Source organism: Burkholderia sp. RF7-non_BP4, assembly GCF_001521935.1.
In the GTDB taxonomy this organism is placed as follows: Bacteria; Pseudomonadota; Gammaproteobacteria; order Burkholderiales; family Burkholderiaceae; genus Burkholderia; species Burkholderia diffusa.
Window position 1 is genome coordinate 79780 of sequence record NZ_LOTA01000073.1, and the last position, 20255, is coordinate 100034.

Consider the following 20255-nt stretch of genomic DNA (forward strand, 5'->3'; position numbering starts at 1 on the left):
GCTTAGAAAGTCTCCCAGTCGTCGTCGGACGTGCCGGCCGCCGCCATCGCCGGCTTCTCGCCGTTCAGCGCGGGGCGTACCAGTGCGGGCTTCTCGGCGGACTTCGGCGCCGGTGCGGCGGCCGCCTTCGCGAGACGCGGGCCGTAGCCGCCCGCGGCCGGCGCTTCCTTCGACGCGCGTGCGGCAGCGGCGTCCGGCGCGCGCCGGGTTTCGTGGCTCGCGGCCGGCGCCGCGGCATGCGGCGCCGGTGCGACGCGACGGGCCGGCTGCGCGGCAGGCTGCGGTGCCGGCAATGCGGCCGGCGCCGCTTCGTGACGGTGCGCCGACGGCAACGCCGGCGCCGCTGCATGCGCGGCCGGGCGTGCAGCGTTGCGCGCCGGCGCGAGCGCGATGCCGCCCGCGACGCGCCACTCCGACACGACCGCCTTCATCTGGCGCGTCTGCTCCTCGAGCGATGCGGCCGCCGCCGCGGCCTGCTCGACGAGCGCCGCGTTCTGCTGCGTGACCGAATCCATCTGGCCGACCGCGCGATTGACCTGCTCGATGCCGGTCGACTGCTCGTCCGACGCGGCGCTGATCTCGCCCATGATGTCGGTCACGCGGCGCACGGCCTGCACGATCTCGTCCATCGTCGAGCCGGCGCGCGCGACGAGTGCCGACCCGCTTTCGACCTTCTCGGCCGAATCGCCGATCAGCTGCTTGATTTCCTTCGCGGCGCTCGCGCTGCGTTGCGCCAGCGAGCGCACTTCGCCCGCGACCACGGCGAAACCGCGGCCCTGCTCGCCCGCGCGCGCGGCTTCGACCGCCGCGTTCAGCGCGAGGATGTTGGTCTGGAACGCGATGCCTTCGATCGTGCCGATGATGTCGACGACCTTGCCCGAGCTCGCCGCGATGTCCTGCATCGTCGACACGACCTGGCCGACGACGTCGCCGCCCTGCGTCGCAATGTCGGACGCGTTCACCGCGAGCTGGCTCGCCTGCCGCGCGTTCTCCGCGTTCTGCCGCACGGTGCCGGTCAGCTGCTCCATGCTCGATGCGGTTTCCTGCAGCGACGCGGCCTGCTCCTCGGTGCGCTGCGACAGGTCGGTGTTGCCGGTCGAGATCTCGCGCGCGCCGACGTCGATCGACTCGGTGCCGCGATGCACGGCCTGCACCATCGTCGTCACGGCGTCCTGCATCCGCTTGATGCCGCCGAACAGGCGGCCGATTTCGTTGGTGCTGGACACGTTCACCGGCTGCGTGAGGTCGCCGCCGGCGATGCGCTCGAAGTGCGCGATCGCGTCCTCGAGCGGCTTCACGATCAGCCCGCGCATGGCGAAGCGGATCGCGATCACGACGACGAACGCGATCGCGATGCCGGCCGCGATCAGCGCGACCATCAGCGAGATCTGCGACTGCGTCGCGGCCTGGCGTTCTTCCGCGCGCTTCTGCAGCGATGCGATCACGGCCGCCGCCGTCTGGTCGAACGCGACGAACATCGGGCTGATCTTCGCGTCGGCAATCGCGTGGTACGCCGCCATGTCGCCCGCGCGCGCCGCGGCAAATTCGGGCTCGACGCCTTCCTTCACGATCGTCGTGTAGCGGGCGGTGAGCTCGTCGACGAGCGCCTGCTCGACGCCGAGCTTCGGCGTCGACTGGAACGCCTGCCAGTTCTGGTTCGACTTCGTATACAGCTCCTGCGCGCGGTCGAGCACCTTCGCCGCCTCGGCCGTATTGCCGGCTTCGGTCAGCGTACGGAAGCGATCGAGCGCAATGCGCGAGCGCAGCAGGTGCGCGGCCGTGTCGTCCAGCGTGTGAATCGCCGGCAGGTCGACGTGCGCGATCTCGTCGAGCGAACGGCTCGCGTGATTGAGCGCGTAGAGGCCGAGCCCGCCGACCGCGGCGGCCAGGCACACGAGGATGAGTCCGACCGCCGTGAGCGTCGTGCGGATCGACCAGTTATGCAACATTGCAGATTCTCCCGAAATTCCTGCGCGCGCGGCGCGCTTACCCGCCGAGCGTCTCGATCAGCGCCATTTCCCGGCTCGACATCAGCTTCTCGATGTCCATCAGGATCAGCATCCGGCCATCGACGGTGCCGAGGCCCGTCAGGTACTCGGTCGTCAGCGTCGCGCCGAACTCCGGCGCCGGCATGATCTGGTCGGTCTGCAGCGTCAGCACGTCCGACACGCCGTCGACCACCATCCCGACCACGCGGTTCGACACGTTCAGGATGATCACGACGGTCTGGTGGTCGTACTCGACGCGGCCGAGATGGAACTTGATCCGCATGTCGACGATCGGCACGATGATCCCGCGCAGGTTGATCACGCCCTTGATGAAGTCCGGCGCGTTCGCGATGCGCGTGACGCTGTCGTAGCCGCGGATTTCCTGCACCTTCAGGATGTCGATCCCGTATTCCTCGTCGCCGAGCGTGAAGACGAGGAACTCCTGGCCCGTCGCATCGCCCTGCTCCGCGTCGCGGCGGCTGGTTGCCGCGTTCGCCGCGGCCGGATTGATCATTTGGACTTCAGCAGACACGTTTGCCCCCAATCGGTTGAATGGCGAGAGTCAGAAGATGGCGAGCTCGGCGCCGGCTCGGGCGCCGTGCGTCGCACGGGTTTCACGGTTCAGCGCCGCGACGTCGACGATCAGTGCGACGCTGCCGTCGCCGAGGATGGTCGCCGCCGAGATGCCGTGCACCTTGCGGTAATTCGTTTCGAGGTTCTTCACGACCACCTGCTGCTGGCCGACCAGCTCGTCGATCAGCATCGCGAAGCGGCGCCCCTCGGTTTCCATGATCGTGACGATTCCCTGGGTCGGATCGGTGCGCGCGTCCTCGACCGAGAACACCTCGTGCAGCGCGACGAGCGGCAGGTATTCGCCGCGCACGCGCACCACGCGCTCGCCGTTGCCGACCGTGTAGATGTCGTCGTTCGACGGCTGCAGCGACTCCATCACGAAGTTCAGCGGCAGGATGAAGATCTCCGTGCCGACCTTCACCGACATCCCGTCGAGAATCGCGAGCGTGAGCGGCAGCACGATCCGCGTGGTCGTGCCGCGGCCGGCCTGCGAGCTGATCTCGACGTGGCCGCCCATCGACTGGATGTTGCGCTTCACGACGTCCATCCCGACGCCGCGGCCCGACACGTCGGTCACCGTCTCGGCGGTCGAGAAGCCCGGCGCGAAGATCAGTTGCCAGACTTCGTCGTCGCTGATGGTGTCGGGAATCTGCATGCCCTGCTTGGCGGCCTTCGCGAGAATCCGCTCGCGGTTCAAGCCGCCGCCGTCGTCGCTGACCTCGATCACGATGTTGCCGCCGTGATGCGCGGCCGACAGCACGAGCTGGCCGACCGCGTCCTTGCCGGCGGCGACGCGTTTGTCGACGGTCTCGATCCCGTGGTCGAGGCTGTTGCGCACGAGGTGGGTGAGCGGGTCGATGATCCGCTCGATCAGGCTCTTGTCGAGCTCGGTCGCCTGGCCGAACGTGACGAGCTCGACCTGCTTGCCGAGCTTGCCGGCCAGGTCGCGCACGAGACGCGGGAAGCGGCTGAACACGTAGTCCATCGGCATCATGCGGATCGACATCACCGCTTCCTGCAGGTCGCGCGCGTTGCGTTCCAGTTGCGCCATCCCGTTGAAGAGGCGGTCGTGCAGCGCCGGATCGAACGCGCTCGCCGTTTCCGCGAGCATCGCCTGCGTGATCACGAGTTCGCCGACCAGGTTGATCAGTTGGTCGACCTTCTCGACGCCGACGCGGATCGAGCTGCCTTCGGCGCCCGATGCGGCGGCGGCCGGGCGCGGACGCTTGTCGTCGTGGTGGGCGGCGGCGTGGGCAGCCGGCGCGGCGGCTTCGGCGTGCGGTTGCGGGGCCGCTTGCGGCGCCGGTTGCGCGGCGGCGCCCGGCTGCGCCGGCGCGTGCGACGCGGCGGCGGCCGGCGCGGCACCGGCGGCTTGCGCGAAGACCTCGACGCGCGCGGCCGGCTCCGGCGCGGCGGCCGGTTCGAGCGCGGCCGGCGCGGCGGCAGGCGCCGCCGGTGCGGCCGGCGCGGTGCCGCGCGCGATGCGGATCTGGCTGTCGTCGATCACGAAGCAGCACACGGCGACGATGTCGTCGGACGGCACGTCCGATTCGAGCCACAGCGTCAGGTCCGCGCCCGCTTCCTCGCGGCCGACGATCCGGCCGAGATTGCCGAGTTCCTCGGTGAGCAGCGCCTGGTCCTTCGCGTCGACGCCGACGAGCGTGATCTTCAGGTGCGGGCCGCCCGCGCCGGCGTCGTCCGCCGGATGCGCGGCCGCGACGGCCTGTTCGACCACGTGATCGGGCGCGCGGTCGTCGGCGACGGGCGCCGGGGCCGGTGCGGCCGCCTCGGCCGGCACCGCAGGCGCGACGTCCGCGGCCGCGGGCGCACCCGCGCCGCTCTCGGCCTTCAGGCGTTCGAGCTTCGCGCAGATCGTCGCGGCAGCCGCCGCGTCCGGTTCCGCGCTGGCGCGATAGTCGACCAGCTGGTCGGACAGCACGTCCTTGGTCTCGAGGAACGCGTCGACCATTTCCTTGGTCAGCGTCAGCTCATGGTTGCGCGCGCGGTCGAGCAGCGACTCGAGGATGTGGGTCGTCTCGGTCAGCGCGGAAAAGCCGAAGGTCGCCGCGCCGCCCTTGATCGAATGCGCGGCGCGGAAGATCGCGGCCAGGTCCTCGGGGTCGGGCGAGCCGACGTCGAGGTTCAGCAGCAGCTGCTCCATTTGCGCGAGCAACTCGTCCGCTTCGTCGAAAAAGGTCTGGTAGAACTGCGTGATGTCGAGAGTCATGCCCGGTCACCGGTTGAATTCGTCGCGTACATGTCAGGAGGCGGTCTGCTCGGAGAGCGTCGCAACCAGGTCGATCAGCACGGCCGGGTCGATCGGCTTTTCGATCCAGCCGGTCGCGCCCGCGTCGCGCGCGGCGTCCTTGAAGGCATCGCTGCCCTCGGTGGTCAGCACGAGGATCGGCGTATCCGCGTATGCCGTCAGCTTGCGCAGCGAGGCGATCACCTCGAGCCCGTTCTTGCGCGGCATGTTCTGGTCGGTCAGCACCAGGTCGTACGGCACGGTGGCCGCCATGTCGAAGCCGGCTTCGCCGTCCGGCGCCACCGTCACGTCGTAGCCGGCCTGCGCCAGCGTCGCCTGCAGCAGCGCGCGCATGGTCGCCGAGTCGTCGATGGCGAGAATGGTTCGGATCATGTCTGTCTCGAAATCTGGGAAACGTCAGGGTTTCGGCGCCACGGCGACGGCGCTCGCGAGCGCCGGTCGCGCGGCCGGCGCCGGGCCGTCGAGCTGCTGGGCCAGCAGCTTCGAGCCCGCCGCGTCGGCCGACAGCGTCGTGGTCGTCGCGTCGTCGCGCATCAGCGCGTCTTCGGATTTGCGATTCAGCACGATCACGCTGATCCGGCGGTTTTCCGGATCGAGCGGATCGGCCTTGTTCAGGTTCTGCGTCGACGCGAGGCCGAGCACGCGCAGCACCTTCGCCTCGTCCATGCCGCCCGCGATCAGCTCGCGGCGCGACGCGTTCGCGCGGTCGGCCGACAGCTCCCAGTTGCTGTAGCCGCCCTCGCCGCCCGCGTACGGCACCGCGTCGGTGTGGCCCTGGACGATGATCCGGTTCGGCACGTCGTTCAGCGTCTTGCCGATCTCGCGCAGGATGTCGCGCATGTACGGCTCGACGTGGTCGCTCGACATCGCGAACATCGGCCGCTTCTGCGTATCGACGATCTCGATGCGCAGCCCCATCAGCGTCGAATCGATGCGGATCTGCTGCTTGAACTGGCGCAGCGTCGGATTCGCCTCGATCGCCGCCATCAGCTTGATCTGCAGGTCGTGCAGGCGCGTCTGCTCGAGCCGGTCCTGCGCGCCCTGCGCCTGCGAGCGCGTCTTGTCGTCGCCGGCCTTCGCGACGCGGTCGGCGAGCGACGTCGTGCCGTCGGTGCGGCGCAGCGAGCCGGCGTCGAGGCTCGACAGGTCGCGGCCGCCGCCGTTGATGATGCTCGAGTCCTGCGAGCTGCGGTCGCCGCTGCCGAACAGCGCGGCCTTCAGCGGCGTGTTGAAGTACTCGGCGATCCCCTTCAGCTGCACCGGCGTGACCGAGCTCAGCAGCCACATCAGCAGGAAGAACGCCATCATCGCGGTCATGAAGTCCGCGTAGGCGAGCTTCCATGCGCCGCCGTGGTGGCCCTTCTTCTGCGGGGCCACCCGTTTCACGACGATCGCGCGATCCTTGTTCTTGCTCATCGAACGCTCCGCGTTACTTCGCCTTCACGCGGCGCACGTGCTCTTCGAGCTCGGTGAACGACGGCCGCTCGGTCGAGAACAGCACCTTGCGGCCGAACTCGACCGCGATCGCCGGCGCATAGCCGTTCAGGCTCGCGAGGATCGTCACCTTGATGCACTGGAACATCTTGGTCGACTCGGCCACGCGCTGCTCCGCGAGGCTCGCGAGCGGCCCGATCAGCCCGTACGACAGCAGGATCCCGAGGAACGTGCCGACCAGCGCCTGCGCGATCATCGCGCCGAGCACCGCGGGCGGCTTGTCGGCGGATGCCATCGTGTGGACGACGCCCATCACGGCCGCGACGATCCCGAACGCCGGCATCGCGTCGCCGACGCGCATCAGCGCGTGGGCCGGGCCCTCGCCTTCGGCGTGGTGCGTCTCGATCTCCTCGTCCATCAGGCTCTCGATCTCGAACGCGTTCATGTTGCCGCCGACCATCAGGCGCAGGTAATCGGTCAGGAATTCGACGATGTGGCGATCGGCGAGGATCTTCGGGTATTGCGTGAAGATCGGGCTCTTGTCCGGATCGTCGATGTCGGCCTCGAGCGTCAGCGTGCCTTCCTTGCGCGCCTTCGCGAGCAGCACGTACAGGAGCGCCATCAGCTCCATATAGACGTCCTTGGTGTACTTCGAGCCCTTGAAGAGCGTCGGCAGCACACGCAGCGTCCCCTTGATGGTCTTCATGCCGTTGCCGAGGATGAACGCGCCGACGCCCGCGCCCGCGATCATCAGGATCTCGACCGGCTGGATCAATGCGCCCAGATGCCCGCCTGCCAGCGCATAACCGCCGAAGACGGACAACAGCGTCACGAGTGTTCCCACGATAATCAGCACTGCCTGTCCCTCACGAATGACCGGCGGGGAGACCGCCGTTAATCAGGTTTACGGCAGTCGGCAGGAAAACTTTCGCGGTCGCGCCGCGGCGGCGCGGCGGTGTTTACCAGCAAGCCCCGGCCGGTTCGCGCGGCGCGCGGCAGCCGTCCGGCGTCCGCTCGCGCCCCGCCCGAAGGCGCTCAGGCCGCGGCGGCGGACAACTCGGCGCGCGCGGCGGCGGCCTTGCGGGTCTTGCCCGCGCGCGACGGCGGCTGGCAGAGGCCGCACACGAAACCTTGATGCGGATCATGCGCGTGCGCGACGAAGTGGCCGCCGCAGCGCGTGCACGGGGTCATCTGCAGCATCCCCGAGTCGAAGAAGCGCACCAGCGTCCACGCGCGCGTGAGGCTCAGCGCGGCCTCGTCGCCGGACAGGTTCACGTGCTCCAGATAGAGCCGGTACGCCTTCACGATCGACTGGATCGGCTCGCAGCGGCCGTGATCCTGCATGAACCGGTAGATGTTGTAGAACAGCGACGAGTGGATGTTCGGCTGCCACGTCATGAACCAGTCGGTCGAGAACGGCAGCATCCCCTTCGGCGGCGACGCGCCCTTCAGCTCCTTGTACAGCTTGATCAGGCGATCGCGCGACAGGCTCGTTTCCGCCTCCAGCAGCTGCAGCCGGGCGCCCAGTTCGATCAGTTCGATGGCGAGGGTGATTTCCTTCACCTCGATCACGACGCTTTTGCTTGCCATGGTGAATAACCGTCCGCTTGACGTTGTTCGGATGAGTGGCCAAAGCGCCGCCGGCCGGCGCGGCGCGCCGGGACGAACGCAAGGCGGGAAGGATCAGCGGACGCTTTCGACCGGCTGGCCGGCCATCAGGATGGCCGAATGCGCGTGCGTGACGACGTCGCTGCGCCCCTTGTCGGCGAGCGACGACAGCAACGCGTGATCGTCGAAGCGGAAGCGGCACAACATCTGGTTCGATGCGGCGAGCTTCACGGTCTGGGCGAGCGTGAGGTTCGCGAGCACGTCGGCCAGTTCCTGGGACACGCCCATGCGGAACATGCCCATCGCTTTGTCTTCCCGCAGCAGGCGCTGCGCGAGGAGGAGGTACGACAGGTTGACCTCTTTGATCTCACTGAGCATTTCGCTGGTGGCGCTCATGATTCCCCCGTTAAGAGCTTTGCTTTGGCCTTTCATGTTATGAAAACGTTTGCTCGATCAGGCCGCGCTGGGCGCACCGTCGGCACGTTTATAGTCTTACAGGGCGAATTTTGGCCAAACGGGATTTATGTCGGTATCAGCGAAGTGGCGTATGCCGCGCAGGATTTGTCTGTAAACCGTGTAGGAATTTTTCCGACAAAGCGAATTGAAAGGGAACAAACGGCGGGGCGAGTGACGCGCGAATTCGTCGACGATGCGGTACCGCATGGGACAAATCCGGCTGGAGGCCTTCCGACAAGGCTGCCGGAAAGTGAATCGGTAAAAATTATAGTGGTTTTTCACGATAGCGCAACAATTCTCGTTGCCATATCGCTTTATGTTTCCGCACCCTTTTTATCGGGGTTTTCGCGTATTTCATGGTGTAACAAGCCTTAAGTGTTTGAAAAAACACTCGAACCCCTGAAGGCGATATCGATAATGGACTCCAATGGGCGGCGGCGGGAGCCGTGCCGGCCCGCCCCGCAGCTTGCCGCCCGGCCTCCCGCGCACCGCGCCCCGGACCGGGCCACGTACCGCGAAGCGCGTGCGTCGGCGAGTTCCGCAACCCTGCATCGGACCAGCATGCGCATTCGAGCGCCCCGCGCTGGTCGACACCGGAGAACGCCCATGCGTATTGCCCAGATCGCGCCGCTTTACGAAGCTGTCCCGCCGAAACTCTATGGCGGCACCGAGCGTGTCGTGTCCTACCTCACCGAGGCGCTCGTCGAGCTTGGCCACGACGTGACGCTGTTCGCGAGCGGCGACTCCGTCACGTCCGCCCGTCTCGAGGCGGCATGGCCGCGCGCACTGCGGCTCGACCCGTCGATCCGCGACTCGATGGCGCCCCATATGCGCCTGATCGAACAGGTCGCCCGTGTCGCGCACGAATTCGACGTGCTGCACTTCCACCTCGACTACATGCCGTTCTCGCTGATGTCGCGTCTCGATACGCCTTACGTGACGACGCTGCACGGCCGCCTCGACCTGCCGGAGCTGCAGCCGGTGTTCGACGCCTTCCCGGACGCGCCGGTCGTGTCGATCTCGAACAACCAGCGCAAGCCGCTGCCGCAGGCCGCGTGGGCCGGCACCGTGTATCACGGGCTGCCCGACACGCTGCTCACGCCGCAACCGCACGTGAAGCCCGAATACCTCGCGTTCCTCGGCCGGATCTGCCCCGAAAAGCGGGTCGACACCGCGATCCGGATCGCCGCGCAAAGCGGGTTGCCGCTGAAGATCGCCGCGAAGGTCGACAAGGCCGACGCCGATTACTTCAAGGAAGTGATCGAGCCGCTGCTCGGCGAGGCGCACGTCGAATTCATCGGCGAGATCAACGAGGCGCAGAAGCCGGCGTTCCTGTCCGGCGCGAAGGCGCTGCTGTTCCCGATCGACTGGCCGGAGCCGTTCGGCCTGGTGATGATCGAGGCGATGGCCTGCGGCACGCCGGTAGTCGCGTTCAACCGCGGCTCGGTGCCGGAAGTGATCGAGGACGGCGTGACCGGCTTCATCGTCGAGGACGTGCAGGGCGCCGTCGGCGCGCTGCACCGGATCGACAGCCTGTCGCGCGACGCGATCCGCGCACGTTTCGATACGCGCTTCAGCTCGAAAGCGATGGCGCGGCGTTATGTCGAAACTTACGAATCGCTTTGCACGGCGGCAAAACGGCCGGTCTTGCGTCAGGTCGCGGGCGCCTGACGCCGAAATTCGTCAGGAAATATCCGGTGAAATTCGCGCCGAAATCGGCGTGAAAATCCCGAAAACGCCAAAGAGCCGCATCGTCGATGCGGCTCTTTCTTTTTGCGCGGTCATTCGATCAGGAAACGATCGCGGTTTTTCCCGACGATCCAATTCGGCGGCTTGCCGCGCCCGCTCCAGGTTGCGCCCGACTTCGGGTCGCGGTATTTCGGGGGCAGCGGCGCCTTTTTCGGCGGACGGCCGCGCCGCGCGCGCTCCGCGAAGCCCAGGTCCTCGGCCGTCAGGCCATATTCGGCAATCATCCGCTGGACGTCGGCGATCACCGTCGCCACTTCCTGGCGACGCACGTCGTCCGCCTGGGCCTGCAACTCGGCGATCTGCGCCTTGAGTTTCGCGTATTGAGACATTTTTCGACTCCCCTTTTCCATGATGCGGCTCCAGCGAGTCCGGCCGGAACGCCAACATCCGTTACGTCATCGTACTGCCGCCCTGCTCTTCGAATTTAATGCTGTCATCTTTAACCGATTCGTCGATATCGAGAATGCGGACTTATTCTAATAAAAGCCATTCGCCCGCCATTCAAATTTAACAATCGTTGACCCTCGCGAAGCCGATTCATTTCCTATAATCCAGACCAATTCCGGGCGTCGGAATAAAACTCCGGTCGCCCGTTTGTCTTCAACCCACTTGAACGAGGTCCTTACATGAATCTTTCTCAGCGTCTGGCTGCAGAGGTATTCGGCACGTTCTGGCTGGTGCTCGGCGGGTGCGGAAGCGCCGTGCTGGCCGCCGCCTTTCCGGGCCTCGGCATCGGCTTTGCCGGCGTCGCACTCGCCTTCGGCCTGACTGTGCTGACGATGGCATTCGCGATCGGCCATATTTCGGGCTGCCACCTGAATCCGGCGGTGAGCGTCGGCCTGACGGTCGCCGGCCGCTTCCCGGCGCGCGATCTCGCGCCGTACATCGTTGCGCAGGTGGTCGGCGCCACGCTGGGTGCGTTCGTGCTGTACCTGATCGCGACCGGCAAGCCGGGCTTCGACGTCGTCGGCAGCGGCTTTGCGACGAACGGCTTCGGCGAGCGCTCGCCCGGCCATTACTCGCTCGGCGCGGCGTTCATCTGCGAAGTCGTGATGACGGCCTTCTTCCTGTTCGTGATTCTCGGCGCCACCGACAAGCGCGCGCCGGCCGGCTTCGCGCCGATCGCGATCGGCCTGTGCCTGACGTTGATTCACCTGATCTCCATCCCCGTCACCAACACGTCGGTGAACCCGGCCCGCTCGACCGGCCCGGCGCTGTTCGTGGGCGGCGAGGCGATCGGCCAGCTGTGGCTGTTCTGGGTCGCGCCGATCATCGGTGCGGCAATCGCGGGGATCGTCTATCCGCTTATCGCGGGGCGCGACGATGCCGTCGGCCTCCTGCCCGCATCCGCTCGCACCAACGAATAAAACGCTACGGGGTCACGCGAGCAGAGCAGCGAGCCTCACGCTGTCGAACAACATAGAGGCAGGTAATTTGGACGGGCGCCGCTGGCGCCCGTTTTTCATGGCCGCTCAGGAAGCGGCGACGCCGTCGAGGGTGTCCTCGAGCGCGAACAGCGTGCGCAGGTGGCGGGCGACGCCCGCGTCGAAGTTGTTGCCGATCCGCGGGATGTGCGGCAGATGCGCGACCAGGTCGGGGTTCGCGTTGTTCATCATGAACGCGTGACCGGCCGTTTCGAGCAGGTCGATGTCGTTCATGTTGTCGCCGAACGCGATGCAGTGGCCGGCGTCGACGCCGAGCCGCGCGAGCACCGCACGCAGCGCGCGGCCCTTCGACACGTTGGCGGTCATCACTTCGAGACAGTCGGGCAGCGAATACGTGACGTACAGCGCATCGCCGAACCGCACGCGCATCTGCTCGGCGACCACCGCCAGATCGGCCGGCTCGCCGATGTACAGCACCTTCGCGATATCGGCGCCGCCGTGCGCGGACATGTCGATCACGTCGTACCGGAATCCCGAATCCTGGTGGAATTCGAGCAGGTGCGGCGCGTCGCGGTCGATCAGCCAGCCGCGGTCGGTGAACAGGTTGACGATCACGCGCCCGTGCGCGCCGGTCACGTCCGGCTGCACGAGGCCGCGGACGATCGCGGGATCGATGTCCTGCGCGTGGATCGCCGTGTCGTCCGGCGCATGCACGCGCGCGCCGTTCGACGTGATCAGGTACGGCCGGATGCCCAGCACGTCGCGGATGCCGGCGACGTCCGCATAGTGGCGCCCCGTCGCGATCACGAATTGCAGGCCGTCGCGGTCGAGCCGGCGGACGGTCTCGATCGTGTACGGATCGAGCTGGTGGTCGCTGTTCAGCAGGGTGCCGTCGAGATCGGTGGCGATGACTTTGTACATGGGGACGGGTGAATGGCGCGCAGAACGCTGCGGAACCGCCATTTTAACGTCGTGCCCGGGGGGCCGCCGGGCGGTTGGGGAACGGGCCGGTTTCGGGCCGTTCGGCCTGCCCGGCCGGCTCACCACTCACCGCACGCTGCCCATTCGAACCGCTCACCCCGCTTCGGCTGCCCTCAATGCCTGCAACGCAAGCCGCAACGCGCCGTGCGCGGAATCGTCGAGCGGCGCGCGCAGCCGGGCCGCGTGGCGCGCCGGCACGGCCGGCGCCAGCGCGTCGGCCAGCCCGCCGCACAGCGCGACCGGCAGCGCCTGCCGCGGATCGAGCGCGTCGATCATCTTGCCGATCTCTTCGCCGGCCTGCGCGATCAGCACCGCCGCGCAAGGATGGTCGCGGTGCGCGAACACGATCGGCGCGAGGCGCGCGTAGATCGTCTGGTTCGCATCGCACGACCACTGGACGAGCGCGTCGCGATCGTGCACGCCCGTTTCCGCGAGCAGCGCGCCGGCGAACGCGTCGCGCGGCACGCGGCCGTCGAGCGCCTGCTGCGCGTATGCAAGCGCGCGCATGCCGAGCCACGCGCCACTCGCCTCGTCGCCGGACGGAAAACCGAAGCCGCCCGCGATGCGGCAGTCGCCCGCCGCGTCGAGCGCCGCCGCGATGCTGCCCGTGCCGAGTGCGACGATGAGCCCCGGCGCGCCGCCGTGCGCGCCGACGACGGTCGTATACGCGTCGCTCTCGATCGCGAGCGCGTCGAGCGGCGCCTGCGCACGGAACGCGGCGAGCCACGCGGCATTGTTGACGCCCGCCAGCCCGCAACCGAGCGCGCATTGCGACCAGTCGAACTCGAGCCCGGCCCGCGTGAAAGCGTCGGCGCAGGCCGCGCCGATCGATGCCCACGCGCGCTCGATGCCGAGGCCGAGCCCCGACGGGCCGCCGCGCCCCTGCGCGAGCTCGCGCCCGTGCCGGTCGGCCAGTACCGCACGGGTGCCGGTGCCGCCGCCATCGATGCCGATCGCAAAAAGTAGTGCCGTCATGCGTTGATCCTGCTGATTCGAACAGGCGCCAAGCTTAACCGGATCGGCGCCGTGCGCCCATCTGCCGTTCGGCCAGCTATGCCGTGAATGGGCCTTCCGCTATGCTGGCACGATCGAATCGACTCTGGAACGAGGCTGACGATGTCGCAGCGGTGCAACTGGGTAAGGACGGAAGCGGATGCTCACTATCACGATACCGAGTGGGGCGTGCCGTCGCATGACGATCGCCATCTGTTCGAAATGCTGATTCTGGAAGGCGCGCAGGCGGGGCTGTCGTGGTCGACGATCCTGAACAAGCGCGCCGGCTATCGCGAGGCGTTCGCCGAGTTCGATGTCGACGCGGTCGCGCGCTTCACGCCGAAGCGCATCGAGAAGCTGCTCGAAAATCCGGGCATCGTGCGCAATCGCGCGAAGGTGGAATCCGCGGTGACCAATGCGCGGGCCGTGCAGCGCATTCGCGACGACCACGGGTCGCTCGCGCAATTCCTGTGGTCGTTCGTCGACCACACGCCGGTGCAGAATGCGTGGCAGTCGTATCGCGACGCGCCCGCGTCGACCGCCGAGTCCGATGCGCTCAGCAAGGCGCTGAAGGAATACGGCTGCAAGTTCGTCGGCTCGACGATCTGCTACGCGCTGATGCAGGCAACCGGGATGGTCAACGACCACGAGACCGGCTGCCCGTGTCACGCCAAATGCGCGGCGCTCGGCGGCAAGCAGCAGCCGGCGCGGCGCCGCAAGGCAGGCTGACGGCGACGCAGCCCCGCCCGGCGGGCCGGGTCGGTGCATCGATACGTCATCGCGTCGTGCGCGGCTCGCACGCACGCGCTGCGTTTCTTCAAACAGATGCCGATCGCGTCACGCCGACGCCGAGCGTCGCGATGACCACTTCGGAACGCCCCCCGCGGCGGCCCGAGACCGCCCGGCAATCCGTCGAACCCGCCGCGTCGCCACCAGGCGGCCACCCCGCCAAGGCTTGATTCCCGAGATCGAAGCCGATTTTTCCGGCCCGAAAAGCGAAACGGCGGAGCGGCTTCTTTCGAAGCACGCTCCGCCGTTTCGCGGCGAACCGTAGATGCTCTTAGTGGAGCTTCTTCGGCAGCATCTGGCTGCGCAGGCGCTTGTGCAGGCGCTTGACGGCTGCTGCCTTCTTGCGCTTGCGGACTGCGGTCGGCTTTTCGTAGGACTGGCGTTCGCGCAGTTCAGCGATCAGGCCATTTTTTTCGATAGCACGGCGAAAGCGGCGAATCGCCACTTCGAACGGCTCGTTTTCTTTCAGAAGAATCGTCGTCATGTCGTTCCTAAATTGCTTAAACGGTCAAAAACGTAGCGGCCAAGCGCCACGCACCGGCCATCCGGGCGTCCCCACAACAGGCGAAACGAGCGGAAATACGGCCTCGGAGGCCGGAAAAGAGAGGCACAAAGCACCGCGAGTACGCTTCACAAGCCGCGTGCAGCGCCGCGTTTGACTGCCAGCAAGAGTGCCGGGACGGCACAGGCTTGACAGAAAATCTCAATTCAGCCCGCCATCATATCAGGAAATCACAGACAAAACTATCCTTTTGTCGATCCCGGTTCGCCGCCCCGCGCGGCGCGGCCGCATAAACCGTCCAACGAGACCGTCGCGCAACCCCGCCGAAATCGCTGCCAGCCATACCAGGCGCGGACTTCGCGGCAGCGGCATGCTTCCGTCCCGATTTTCCTCACACATCCCTCTAAAGTTTTCGCCGGGTGCCGCCGTCAACCAGGAAAGGCGGGCAGCGCCACTCGCGATAAAGCGCAACGCCGAAAACGAACCTGATCCTGTCTGTACTCAGGCATTTTCCAAAACGAGGAAGCAAATGCTGAACATCAACACCAACATCCTTTCGCTGTCGACGCAGACGAACCTGTCGGGCTCGCAAAACGCGCTGTCGCAAGCGATCAACCGCCTGTCGTCGGGCAAGCGCGTGAACAGCGCAGCAGACGACGCAGCGGGCCTCGCAATCGCGACGACCCAGACGGCCGCGATCAACGCGCTGAACCAGGGCGTGTCGAACGCGAACAACGGCATCTCGATGGTCCAGACGACCGCCGGCGCGCTTCAGTCGATCGTCGACAACCTGCAACGTATCCGCCAGCTGGCAGTTGAAGCAGGCGACGGCTCGCTCGACTCCAACGCACGTGCAAACCTGCAGTCGGAAGTCTCGACCCGTCTGACGGAAATCTCGCGCGTCGCAACGCAAACGACGTTCAACGGCCAATCCGTCCTGCAAGGCCTGGGCACGGTCAGCTTCCAGATCGGCGCAATCAACGGCCAGACGATCGCAGCGAACTTCGGCTCGCAGAGCTGGGACTCGGCAAACCTCGGCCTCTCCGCGCTGACGGTTTCGAGCGTCACGGATTCGCAAGCCGCGATGGGCTCGATCGACGCAGTGCTGACGAAGGTCAACACGTTCCAGGCAACGCTCGGCGCAACGCAGAACACGTTCCAGTCGGCCATCACGAACACGCAGACGCAATCGACCAACATGTCGGCAGCCCGTTCGCAGATCACCGACGCGGACTTCGCGACGGAAACGGCGAACCTGAGCAAGGCGCAAGTGCTGCAACAAGCAGGTATCTCGGTGCTGGCACAAGCGAACTCGCTGCCGCAGCAAGTCCTGAAGCTCCTGGGTTAATACCCCACGACCGGCGGCGCGCGTCTCGCGACGCGCCGTCCGCCGGCACGGGCGCCGCGACCTGGGTCCGGCGCCCGCGCCTTTTCATCGCGCACCCGGGAGGCTCACCTCCCGTTGCGCGCTTGTTCGACACCGACGCGCGATTCGCCCGAACCTGTCCGGCGATGCGGACCGGAGCACCCGAATGACCTCGACGACCACCACCACCACGTCCTCCAGCGACCTGAACACCGCGCTCCAGCAGGCTGCGCAGTCCCTCATCAGCGGCTCGACGAAGTCGTCGCTCGACGTCAATTCGCTCGTCTCCGCGCTCGTCACCGCGAAGACCGCCGCGCAAACGACCGCACTCGCGAACAAGCAAACGTCCGACAACACCGAACTGTCCGCGATCGGGCAGATCAAGTCGCAGCTCGCGGCGCTGCAAACGGCGCTGAAGGGCCTCACCGACGGCACGGCGCTGTCGGCGCTGACCGCGACGGCCAGCGGCTCCGGCCTCACCGCCACCACCGCGAGCGGCGCGGCGGCCGGCACGTACGCAGTGAAAGTCAACGCGGTCGCGACCGCCAACTCGATTTCTTCGCCGGCGCTCACGTCGTCCGACACGATCGGCAGCGGCACGCTGACCGTCGGCGTCGGCACCGGCTCGATGCAGCTGTCGGTCTCGTCGACCGATACGCTCGCGACGATCGCCGCGAACATCAACAAGGCCTCGAACAACCCGGGCGTGACGGCCACCGTGATCAACGCGTCCGACGGCCAGCACCTGGTGCTCTCGTCGAACAACACGGGGGCGGCGAACACGGTGTCGATCACCGCGGGCGCCGGCCTGAACAGCAAGCTCGACTCGACGCAGTCGACCTACAACACGGTGACGCCCGCCGCGGACGCCAACATCACGATCGCCGGCAGCACCGTGACGAGCGCGACGAACCAGATCTCCAACGCGCTGACCGGCGTCACGCTGAACCTGACGGCCGCCGCGGTCAACACGACGCAGACGCTCACGATCGCGCAGGACACGACCGGCATCACGACGGCGATCAACAATTTCGCGAAGGCGTACTCGACCTTCGTCACGACGGCATCGAGCCTGTCGTCGTACACGACCACGTCGTCGGGCTCGACGGCCGGCCCGCTGCTCGGCGACGCGATGCTGAACTCGATCACGAACGGCCTCGCGACCGCGCTCAGCGGCGGCGTCACGTCGGGCGGCAAGACCTACAGCCTGTCGTCGATCGGCATCAACCTTAACACCGACGGCACGCTGACGGTCGACAGCACGAAGCTGCAGACCGCACTCACGACCAACGGCTCGGCCGTCTCGGCGATCTTCAACTCGACGAACGGCGTCGGGGTCGCGCTGAACAACTTCGCGAATTCGTACTCGCAGACGGGCGGCCTGATCGACCAGCGCACGGCCTCGCTGAACAAGGACCTGTCGAATCTGCAGGACCAGGCGACGCAGCTGAAGAACTACCAGGCCTCGCTCACGGCGCAGTACAACGCGCAGTTCACCGCGCTCAACACGCTGATGACGAAGATGCAGAACAACCAGCAGTACCTGACGCAGCTGTTCGGCGGTGCGAGCAGCGCCGGCACGCTCGCCACCAACAAGTGACGGACCGGCACCCGGCCGCCGCCCACGAGGACTACTCGCCATGGAACACACTTCGCTGACACGCGCGCTGGCGCTCACGCACGCGCTCGCGGACGCCGTCTCGCACGACGCATGGGAGCGCGCCGCCGCGCTCGTGGACGAACGCGCGACGCTGCTGATGTCGCTCGACGCGGACCAGACGCCGGATGCGCTCGCGATCGTCCGCGAGATCCAGCGGCTCGACGCGATCATCACCGAACAGGCGAAGGCCGGCCGCGAACGGCTGATGACGAATCATCGGCTGGCGCTGCAGCGCATCGACGCGGCATCGCGTTATCAGTCGACCGGGATGCTCGGCTGAACCGCACCGACGCGTAACGAACGAGAACAACAACGACGCCCGCGAGGGCGCACTCCTCGAAGAGCCGCAGCGATGCGGCTTCTTTTTTTTGGGACGTCCGCATGCGCCGCACCGCGCCGAAGCGCGCCGCGATGCGCGGCGGCGCGGCGCCTGGCCGGCCGCGGCCGTTACCGCGCCGGCGCGTCGTCCGGGGTGCCGGCGAGCCACGCGTCCCACATGCCGTGGAACGCGTCCTCGAGGTGGCGGGCGAACCGCTTCGCGTCGCCGAGCGGCGAACGCTGCATCTGCTGACGCAACCCGGCACGCATCGCCGCGAGCTCGCCGCGATCGCGGGAAAACGCGACGGCCTTCGCGATGTAGTCCGCTTCGTCGCTCGCGATCCAGTCGCCGAGTCCGGCCGCATGCAGCAGGCTCTCGCAGATGTGCGTGACGAACCGCTCGCCCTTCATCCCGAGCACCGGCACGCCCATCCACAGCGACTCGGCCGTCGTCGTGCCGCCCGGGTACGGAAACGGGCTCAGCATCACGTCCGCGCGGTTGTACGCAGCGAAGTACGCGTCGCGCGACGAGCCCTGCTCGAGGATCAGGCGGTCGGCGTCGATGCCGTGCGCCGCGAAGCGCGCGCGCGTCGCATCGCAGATGTCCTCGACCGCGAGTTCATACGCCTTGAGCAGCAGCTTCGCGCCCGGCACGGTGTGCAGCAGGCGCGACCAGACGCGCACCACGTCGTCGGTCACCTTCACGAGCTTGCCGAAGCAACCGAACGTGATATGCCCGTTGCGCAGCATCGGCAGCGGGCCGACCTGCACGTCGTACGGCGGCGGCGTGAAGCACAGGTAGCTGTCCGGCAGCCGCCACGGCCGCTCGACGAAGTGCGCTTCCTCGGCGGCCGGCAGCACGTGCGCATCGCCGAGGAAATAGTCCATCTCCGCGATGCCGGTCGACGCGAAAAAGCCGAGCCAGCTCACCTGGATCGGCGCCGGCTTCCACGCAAAGGCAGGCAGCCGGTTGTGCGCCGTATGCCCGGCCAGATCGACGAGCACGTCGATCCGCTCGTCGTGGATGCGTCGGGCCGTCTGCTCCGTCCCGAGATCCGTGATGCGATGCCAGCCGTCGAAATGCGGCTTCAGCCGCGCGGTGTAGTCGTCCTCGGTGTCGAACGTCGTGAACGCGACCAGTTCGAGCCGCGACCGATCGAGATGCGCGACCACGCTTTCGAGAAAGATGCCGACCGGGTGCCGCCGGAAATCGCCCGACACGAAGCCGACACGCAACCTGCGCCCGTTCAGCGGCGCCGGCCGGTGCCGCCACGGCTGCGCGTGCATCGACATGCGCGCGCCGAACACGCGCGCATCCGCCAGGTACGCTTCGGGGTCGAAGCTGGTCTGGCCCGCGAGGCAGAACAGCAGCGACGTGTAGGTGCCCGGATTGTCGGGATCGCACTCCAGCGCGCGGCGATAGCACCGGATCGCCGCGTCGACGTCGCCGGTCTTGCGCAGCACGTCCGCGAGATGCGCATGCCGGCGCGCGGTGCCGGGTTCGAGTGCGACGGCGGCCTGCGCGCTTTCCAGCGCTTCATGGACGCGCCGCGCCTGGCACAGCGCGATCGACAGGTTCTGGTGAATGTCCGCCGAATCCGGATCGAATTCGAGCGCATGGCGATACTGCACGATCGCGTCGTCGACGCGGTCCAGCCAGTAATACGCGTGGGCCAGGTTCACATAGCCTTCCGCGCGGCGCGGATCCAGCTCGATGGCCCGCTTGCCGGCCTCGACGGACTCCTCGATCCGGTTCTGGCTCTTCAGCGCCCGGCTCAGGTTGAGGTGTGCGTCGACGTCGCCGCCGGACAGTTCGACAACCCGTTCGAAATGCTCGATCGCTTCGTCGTTCCGGCCCGCTTCACGCAGCGCGCTGCCGAGACAGTTGTGGACCTGCGGGTCCAGCGGATCGAGTTCGACCGCCCGGCGCAGCGTCGCGATGGATTCGTCGAGGTCGCCGCGTGCGAGCAGCGCGGTGCCGAGATTGCCGTGCACGATCGCCCGGCCCGGGTTCAGCGCGACGGCCGCGCGGTAGCTGTCCACCGCCGCGTCGAACTTGCGCTGCGTCGTCAGCACGTTGCCGAGATTGTTGTACGCGTCCGCGTAGCGCGGGTCATGCTCGATCGCCTTGCCGTATGCCAGCACCGCCGCATCCGCCTGACCGAGGTCCTTCAGCGCGTTGCCCAG

The 20255-nt window shown here is 67.2% G+C and carries 20 protein-coding genes; 7 read left to right on the forward strand and 13 right to left on the reverse strand.

Annotation, left to right across the window (positions count from 1 at the left end; all coding sequences use genetic code 11):
• Positions 1 to 2: 2 nt before the first annotated feature.
• From WS49_RS22670 to flhD, 8 genes are all read right to left on the reverse strand, one after another.
• On the reverse strand, positions 3 to 1949 hold the full coding sequence (locus WS49_RS22670; protein WP_059533489.1) for a methyl-accepting chemotaxis protein: 1947 nt from the start codon (positions 1947 to 1949) through the stop codon (positions 3 to 5).
• A 37-nt stretch (positions 1950 to 1986) separates the two neighbouring features.
• Entirely contained in the window at positions 1987 to 2502 is a 516-nt protein-coding gene (cheW, locus tag WS49_RS22675; protein WP_031397017.1) for a chemotaxis protein CheW, read from the reverse strand.
• A 48-nt stretch (positions 2503 to 2550) separates the two neighbouring features.
• Complete coding sequence (gene cheA, locus WS49_RS22680; protein WP_059533491.1) at positions 2551 to 4788, reverse strand: chemotaxis protein CheA; 2238 nt, start codon at positions 4786 to 4788, stop codon at positions 2551 to 2553.
• 33 nt (positions 4789 to 4821) lie between these two features.
• A complete protein-coding gene (locus tag WS49_RS22685; RefSeq protein ID WP_059533493.1) occupies positions 4822 to 5199 on the reverse strand; it encodes a response regulator in 378 nt (125 codons plus the stop codon).
• Positions 5200 to 5223: 24 nt separating this feature from the next.
• A complete protein-coding gene (motB, locus tag WS49_RS22690) occupies positions 5224 to 6243 on the reverse strand; it encodes a flagellar motor protein MotB (RefSeq protein WP_059533495.1) in 1020 nt (339 codons plus the stop codon).
• Between the two features lie 13 nt (positions 6244 to 6256).
• On the reverse strand, positions 6257 to 7117 hold the full coding sequence (gene motA, locus WS49_RS22695; RefSeq protein WP_059452624.1) for a flagellar motor stator protein MotA: 861 nt from the start codon (positions 7115 to 7117) through the stop codon (positions 6257 to 6259).
• 179 nt (positions 7118 to 7296) lie between these two features.
• On the reverse strand, positions 7297 to 7851 hold the full coding sequence (gene flhC / locus WS49_RS22700) for a flagellar transcriptional regulator FlhC (RefSeq protein ID WP_059452623.1): 555 nt from the start codon (positions 7849 to 7851) through the stop codon (positions 7297 to 7299).
• Positions 7852 to 7944: 93 nt separating this feature from the next.
• Complete coding sequence (flhD, locus tag WS49_RS22705; RefSeq protein ID WP_014895554.1) at positions 7945 to 8265, reverse strand: flagellar transcriptional regulator FlhD; 321 nt, start codon at positions 8263 to 8265, stop codon at positions 7945 to 7947.
• Between the two features lie 39 nt (positions 8266 to 8304).
• Between flhD and WS49_RS35255 the strand changes: the two genes are divergently transcribed.
• Together WS49_RS35255 and WS49_RS22710 are read left to right on the forward strand one after the other, a co-directional pair.
• Positions 8305 to 8700 (forward strand): hypothetical protein, encoded by a 396-nt coding sequence (locus WS49_RS35255; RefSeq protein WP_156437106.1) that lies wholly within the window; start codon positions 8305 to 8307, stop codon positions 8698 to 8700.
• 231 nt (positions 8701 to 8931) lie between these two features.
• Positions 8932 to 9996: a glycosyltransferase family 4 protein gene (locus WS49_RS22710; RefSeq protein WP_059533497.1), complete on the forward strand. Its 1065-nt coding sequence runs from the start codon at positions 8932 to 8934 to the stop codon at positions 9994 to 9996.
• A 110-nt stretch (positions 9997 to 10106) separates the two neighbouring features.
• On the opposite strand, the gene WS49_RS22715 is transcribed toward WS49_RS22710, so the two are convergent.
• On the reverse strand, positions 10107 to 10403 hold the full coding sequence (locus WS49_RS22715) for an H-NS histone family protein (RefSeq protein WP_059533499.1): 297 nt from the start codon (positions 10401 to 10403) through the stop codon (positions 10107 to 10109).
• Between the two features lie 297 nt (positions 10404 to 10700).
• On the opposite strand from WS49_RS22715, the gene aqpZ reads away from it, so the two are divergent.
• A complete protein-coding gene (aqpZ, locus tag WS49_RS22720) occupies positions 10701 to 11441 on the forward strand; it encodes an aquaporin Z (RefSeq protein ID WP_059533501.1) in 741 nt (246 codons plus the stop codon).
• Between the two features lie 105 nt (positions 11442 to 11546).
• Here aqpZ and WS49_RS22725 read toward each other — a convergent pair whose 3' ends face one another.
• Together WS49_RS22725 and WS49_RS22730 are read right to left on the reverse strand one after the other, a co-directional pair.
• Positions 11547 to 12380 (reverse strand): Cof-type HAD-IIB family hydrolase, encoded by an 834-nt coding sequence (locus tag WS49_RS22725; RefSeq protein ID WP_059533503.1) that lies wholly within the window; start codon positions 12378 to 12380, stop codon positions 11547 to 11549.
• Between the two features lie 153 nt (positions 12381 to 12533).
• Positions 12534 to 13415 carry a BadF/BadG/BcrA/BcrD ATPase family protein gene (locus tag WS49_RS22730; RefSeq protein ID WP_059533505.1) on the reverse strand — a complete coding sequence of 294 codons (882 nt, stop codon included), beginning with the start codon at positions 13413 to 13415 and terminating at the stop codon, positions 12534 to 12536.
• Between the two features lie 141 nt (positions 13416 to 13556).
• On the opposite strand from WS49_RS22730, the gene WS49_RS22735 reads away from it, so the two are divergent.
• The gene (locus WS49_RS22735; protein ID WP_059533507.1) at positions 13557 to 14162 is read left to right on the forward strand and encodes a DNA-3-methyladenine glycosylase I; all 606 of its coding nucleotides are present in this window, start codon (positions 13557 to 13559) and stop codon (positions 14160 to 14162) included.
• A 331-nt stretch (positions 14163 to 14493) separates the two neighbouring features.
• On the opposite strand, the gene rpsU is transcribed toward WS49_RS22735, so the two are convergent.
• Positions 14494 to 14706: a 30S ribosomal protein S21 gene (rpsU, locus tag WS49_RS22740; RefSeq protein WP_006401410.1), complete on the reverse strand. Its 213-nt coding sequence runs from the start codon at positions 14704 to 14706 to the stop codon at positions 14494 to 14496.
• A 547-nt stretch (positions 14707 to 15253) separates the two neighbouring features.
• Between rpsU and WS49_RS22745 the strand changes: the two genes are divergently transcribed.
• From WS49_RS22745 to WS49_RS22755, 3 genes are all read left to right on the forward strand, one after another.
• Positions 15254 to 16072, forward strand: a complete 819-nt coding sequence (locus WS49_RS22745; RefSeq protein WP_059508662.1) for a flagellin domain-containing protein — start codon at positions 15254 to 15256, stop codon at positions 16070 to 16072.
• A 184-nt stretch (positions 16073 to 16256) separates the two neighbouring features.
• The gene (fliD, locus tag WS49_RS22750) at positions 16257 to 17690 is read left to right on the forward strand and encodes a flagellar filament capping protein FliD (RefSeq protein ID WP_059533509.1); all 1434 of its coding nucleotides are present in this window, start codon (positions 16257 to 16259) and stop codon (positions 17688 to 17690) included.
• A 40-nt stretch (positions 17691 to 17730) separates the two neighbouring features.
• Positions 17731 to 18030 carry a flagellar protein FliT gene (locus tag WS49_RS22755; RefSeq protein WP_059533511.1) on the forward strand — a complete coding sequence of 100 codons (300 nt, stop codon included), beginning with the start codon at positions 17731 to 17733 and terminating at the stop codon, positions 18028 to 18030.
• A 167-nt stretch (positions 18031 to 18197) separates the two neighbouring features.
• Here WS49_RS22755 and WS49_RS22760 read toward each other — a convergent pair.
• The coding region (locus tag WS49_RS22760; protein WP_059533514.1) for a tetratricopeptide repeat protein at positions 18198 to 20255 on the reverse strand (2058 nt) is incomplete at its 5' end.

Bases quoted from the DNA above. Each gene is read 5' to 3' on its own strand.
- WS49_RS22670 (WP_059533489.1), bottom strand. From the start codon at position 1,949: ATGTTGCATAACTGGTCGATCCGCACGACGCTCACGGCGGTCGGACTC.
- cheW (WP_031397017.1), bottom strand. From the start codon at position 2,502: ATGATCAATCCGGCCGCGGCGAACGCGGCAACCAGCCGCCGCGACGCG.
- cheA (WP_059533491.1), bottom strand. From the start codon at position 4,788: ATGACTCTCGACATCACGCAGTTCTACCAGACCTTTTTCGACGAAGCG.
- WS49_RS22685 (WP_059533493.1), bottom strand. From the start codon at position 5,199: ATGATCCGAACCATTCTCGCCATCGACGACTCGGCGACCATGCGCGCG.
- motB (WP_059533495.1), bottom strand. From the start codon at position 6,243: ATGAGCAAGAACAAGGATCGCGCGATCGTCGTGAAACGGGTGGCCCCG.
- flhC (WP_059452623.1), bottom strand. From the start codon at position 7,851: ATGGCAAGCAAAAGCGTCGTGATCGAGGTGAAGGAAATCACCCTCGCC.
- flhD (WP_014895554.1), bottom strand. From the start codon at position 8,265: ATGAGCGCCACCAGCGAAATGCTCAGTGAGATCAAAGAGGTCAACCTG.
- WS49_RS35255 (WP_156437106.1), top strand. From the start codon at position 8,305: ATGAAAACGTTTGCTCGATCAGGCCGCGCTGGGCGCACCGTCGGCACG.
- WS49_RS22710 (WP_059533497.1), top strand. From the start codon at position 8,932: ATGCGTATTGCCCAGATCGCGCCGCTTTACGAAGCTGTCCCGCCGAAA.
- WS49_RS22715 (WP_059533499.1), bottom strand. From the start codon at position 10,403: ATGTCTCAATACGCGAAACTCAAGGCGCAGATCGCCGAGTTGCAGGCC.
- aqpZ (WP_059533501.1), top strand. From the start codon at position 10,701: ATGAATCTTTCTCAGCGTCTGGCTGCAGAGGTATTCGGCACGTTCTGG.
- WS49_RS22725 (WP_059533503.1), bottom strand. From the start codon at position 12,380: ATGTACAAAGTCATCGCCACCGATCTCGACGGCACCCTGCTGAACAGC.
- WS49_RS22730 (WP_059533505.1), bottom strand. From the start codon at position 13,415: ATGACGGCACTACTTTTTGCGATCGGCATCGATGGCGGCGGCACCGGC.
- WS49_RS22735 (WP_059533507.1), top strand. From the start codon at position 13,557: ATGTCGCAGCGGTGCAACTGGGTAAGGACGGAAGCGGATGCTCACTAT.
- rpsU (WP_006401410.1), bottom strand. From the start codon at position 14,706: ATGACGACGATTCTTCTGAAAGAAAACGAGCCGTTCGAAGTGGCGATT.
- WS49_RS22745 (WP_059508662.1), top strand. From the start codon at position 15,254: ATGCTGAACATCAACACCAACATCCTTTCGCTGTCGACGCAGACGAAC.
- fliD (WP_059533509.1), top strand. From the start codon at position 16,257: ATGACCTCGACGACCACCACCACCACGTCCTCCAGCGACCTGAACACC.
- WS49_RS22755 (WP_059533511.1), top strand. From the start codon at position 17,731: ATGGAACACACTTCGCTGACACGCGCGCTGGCGCTCACGCACGCGCTC.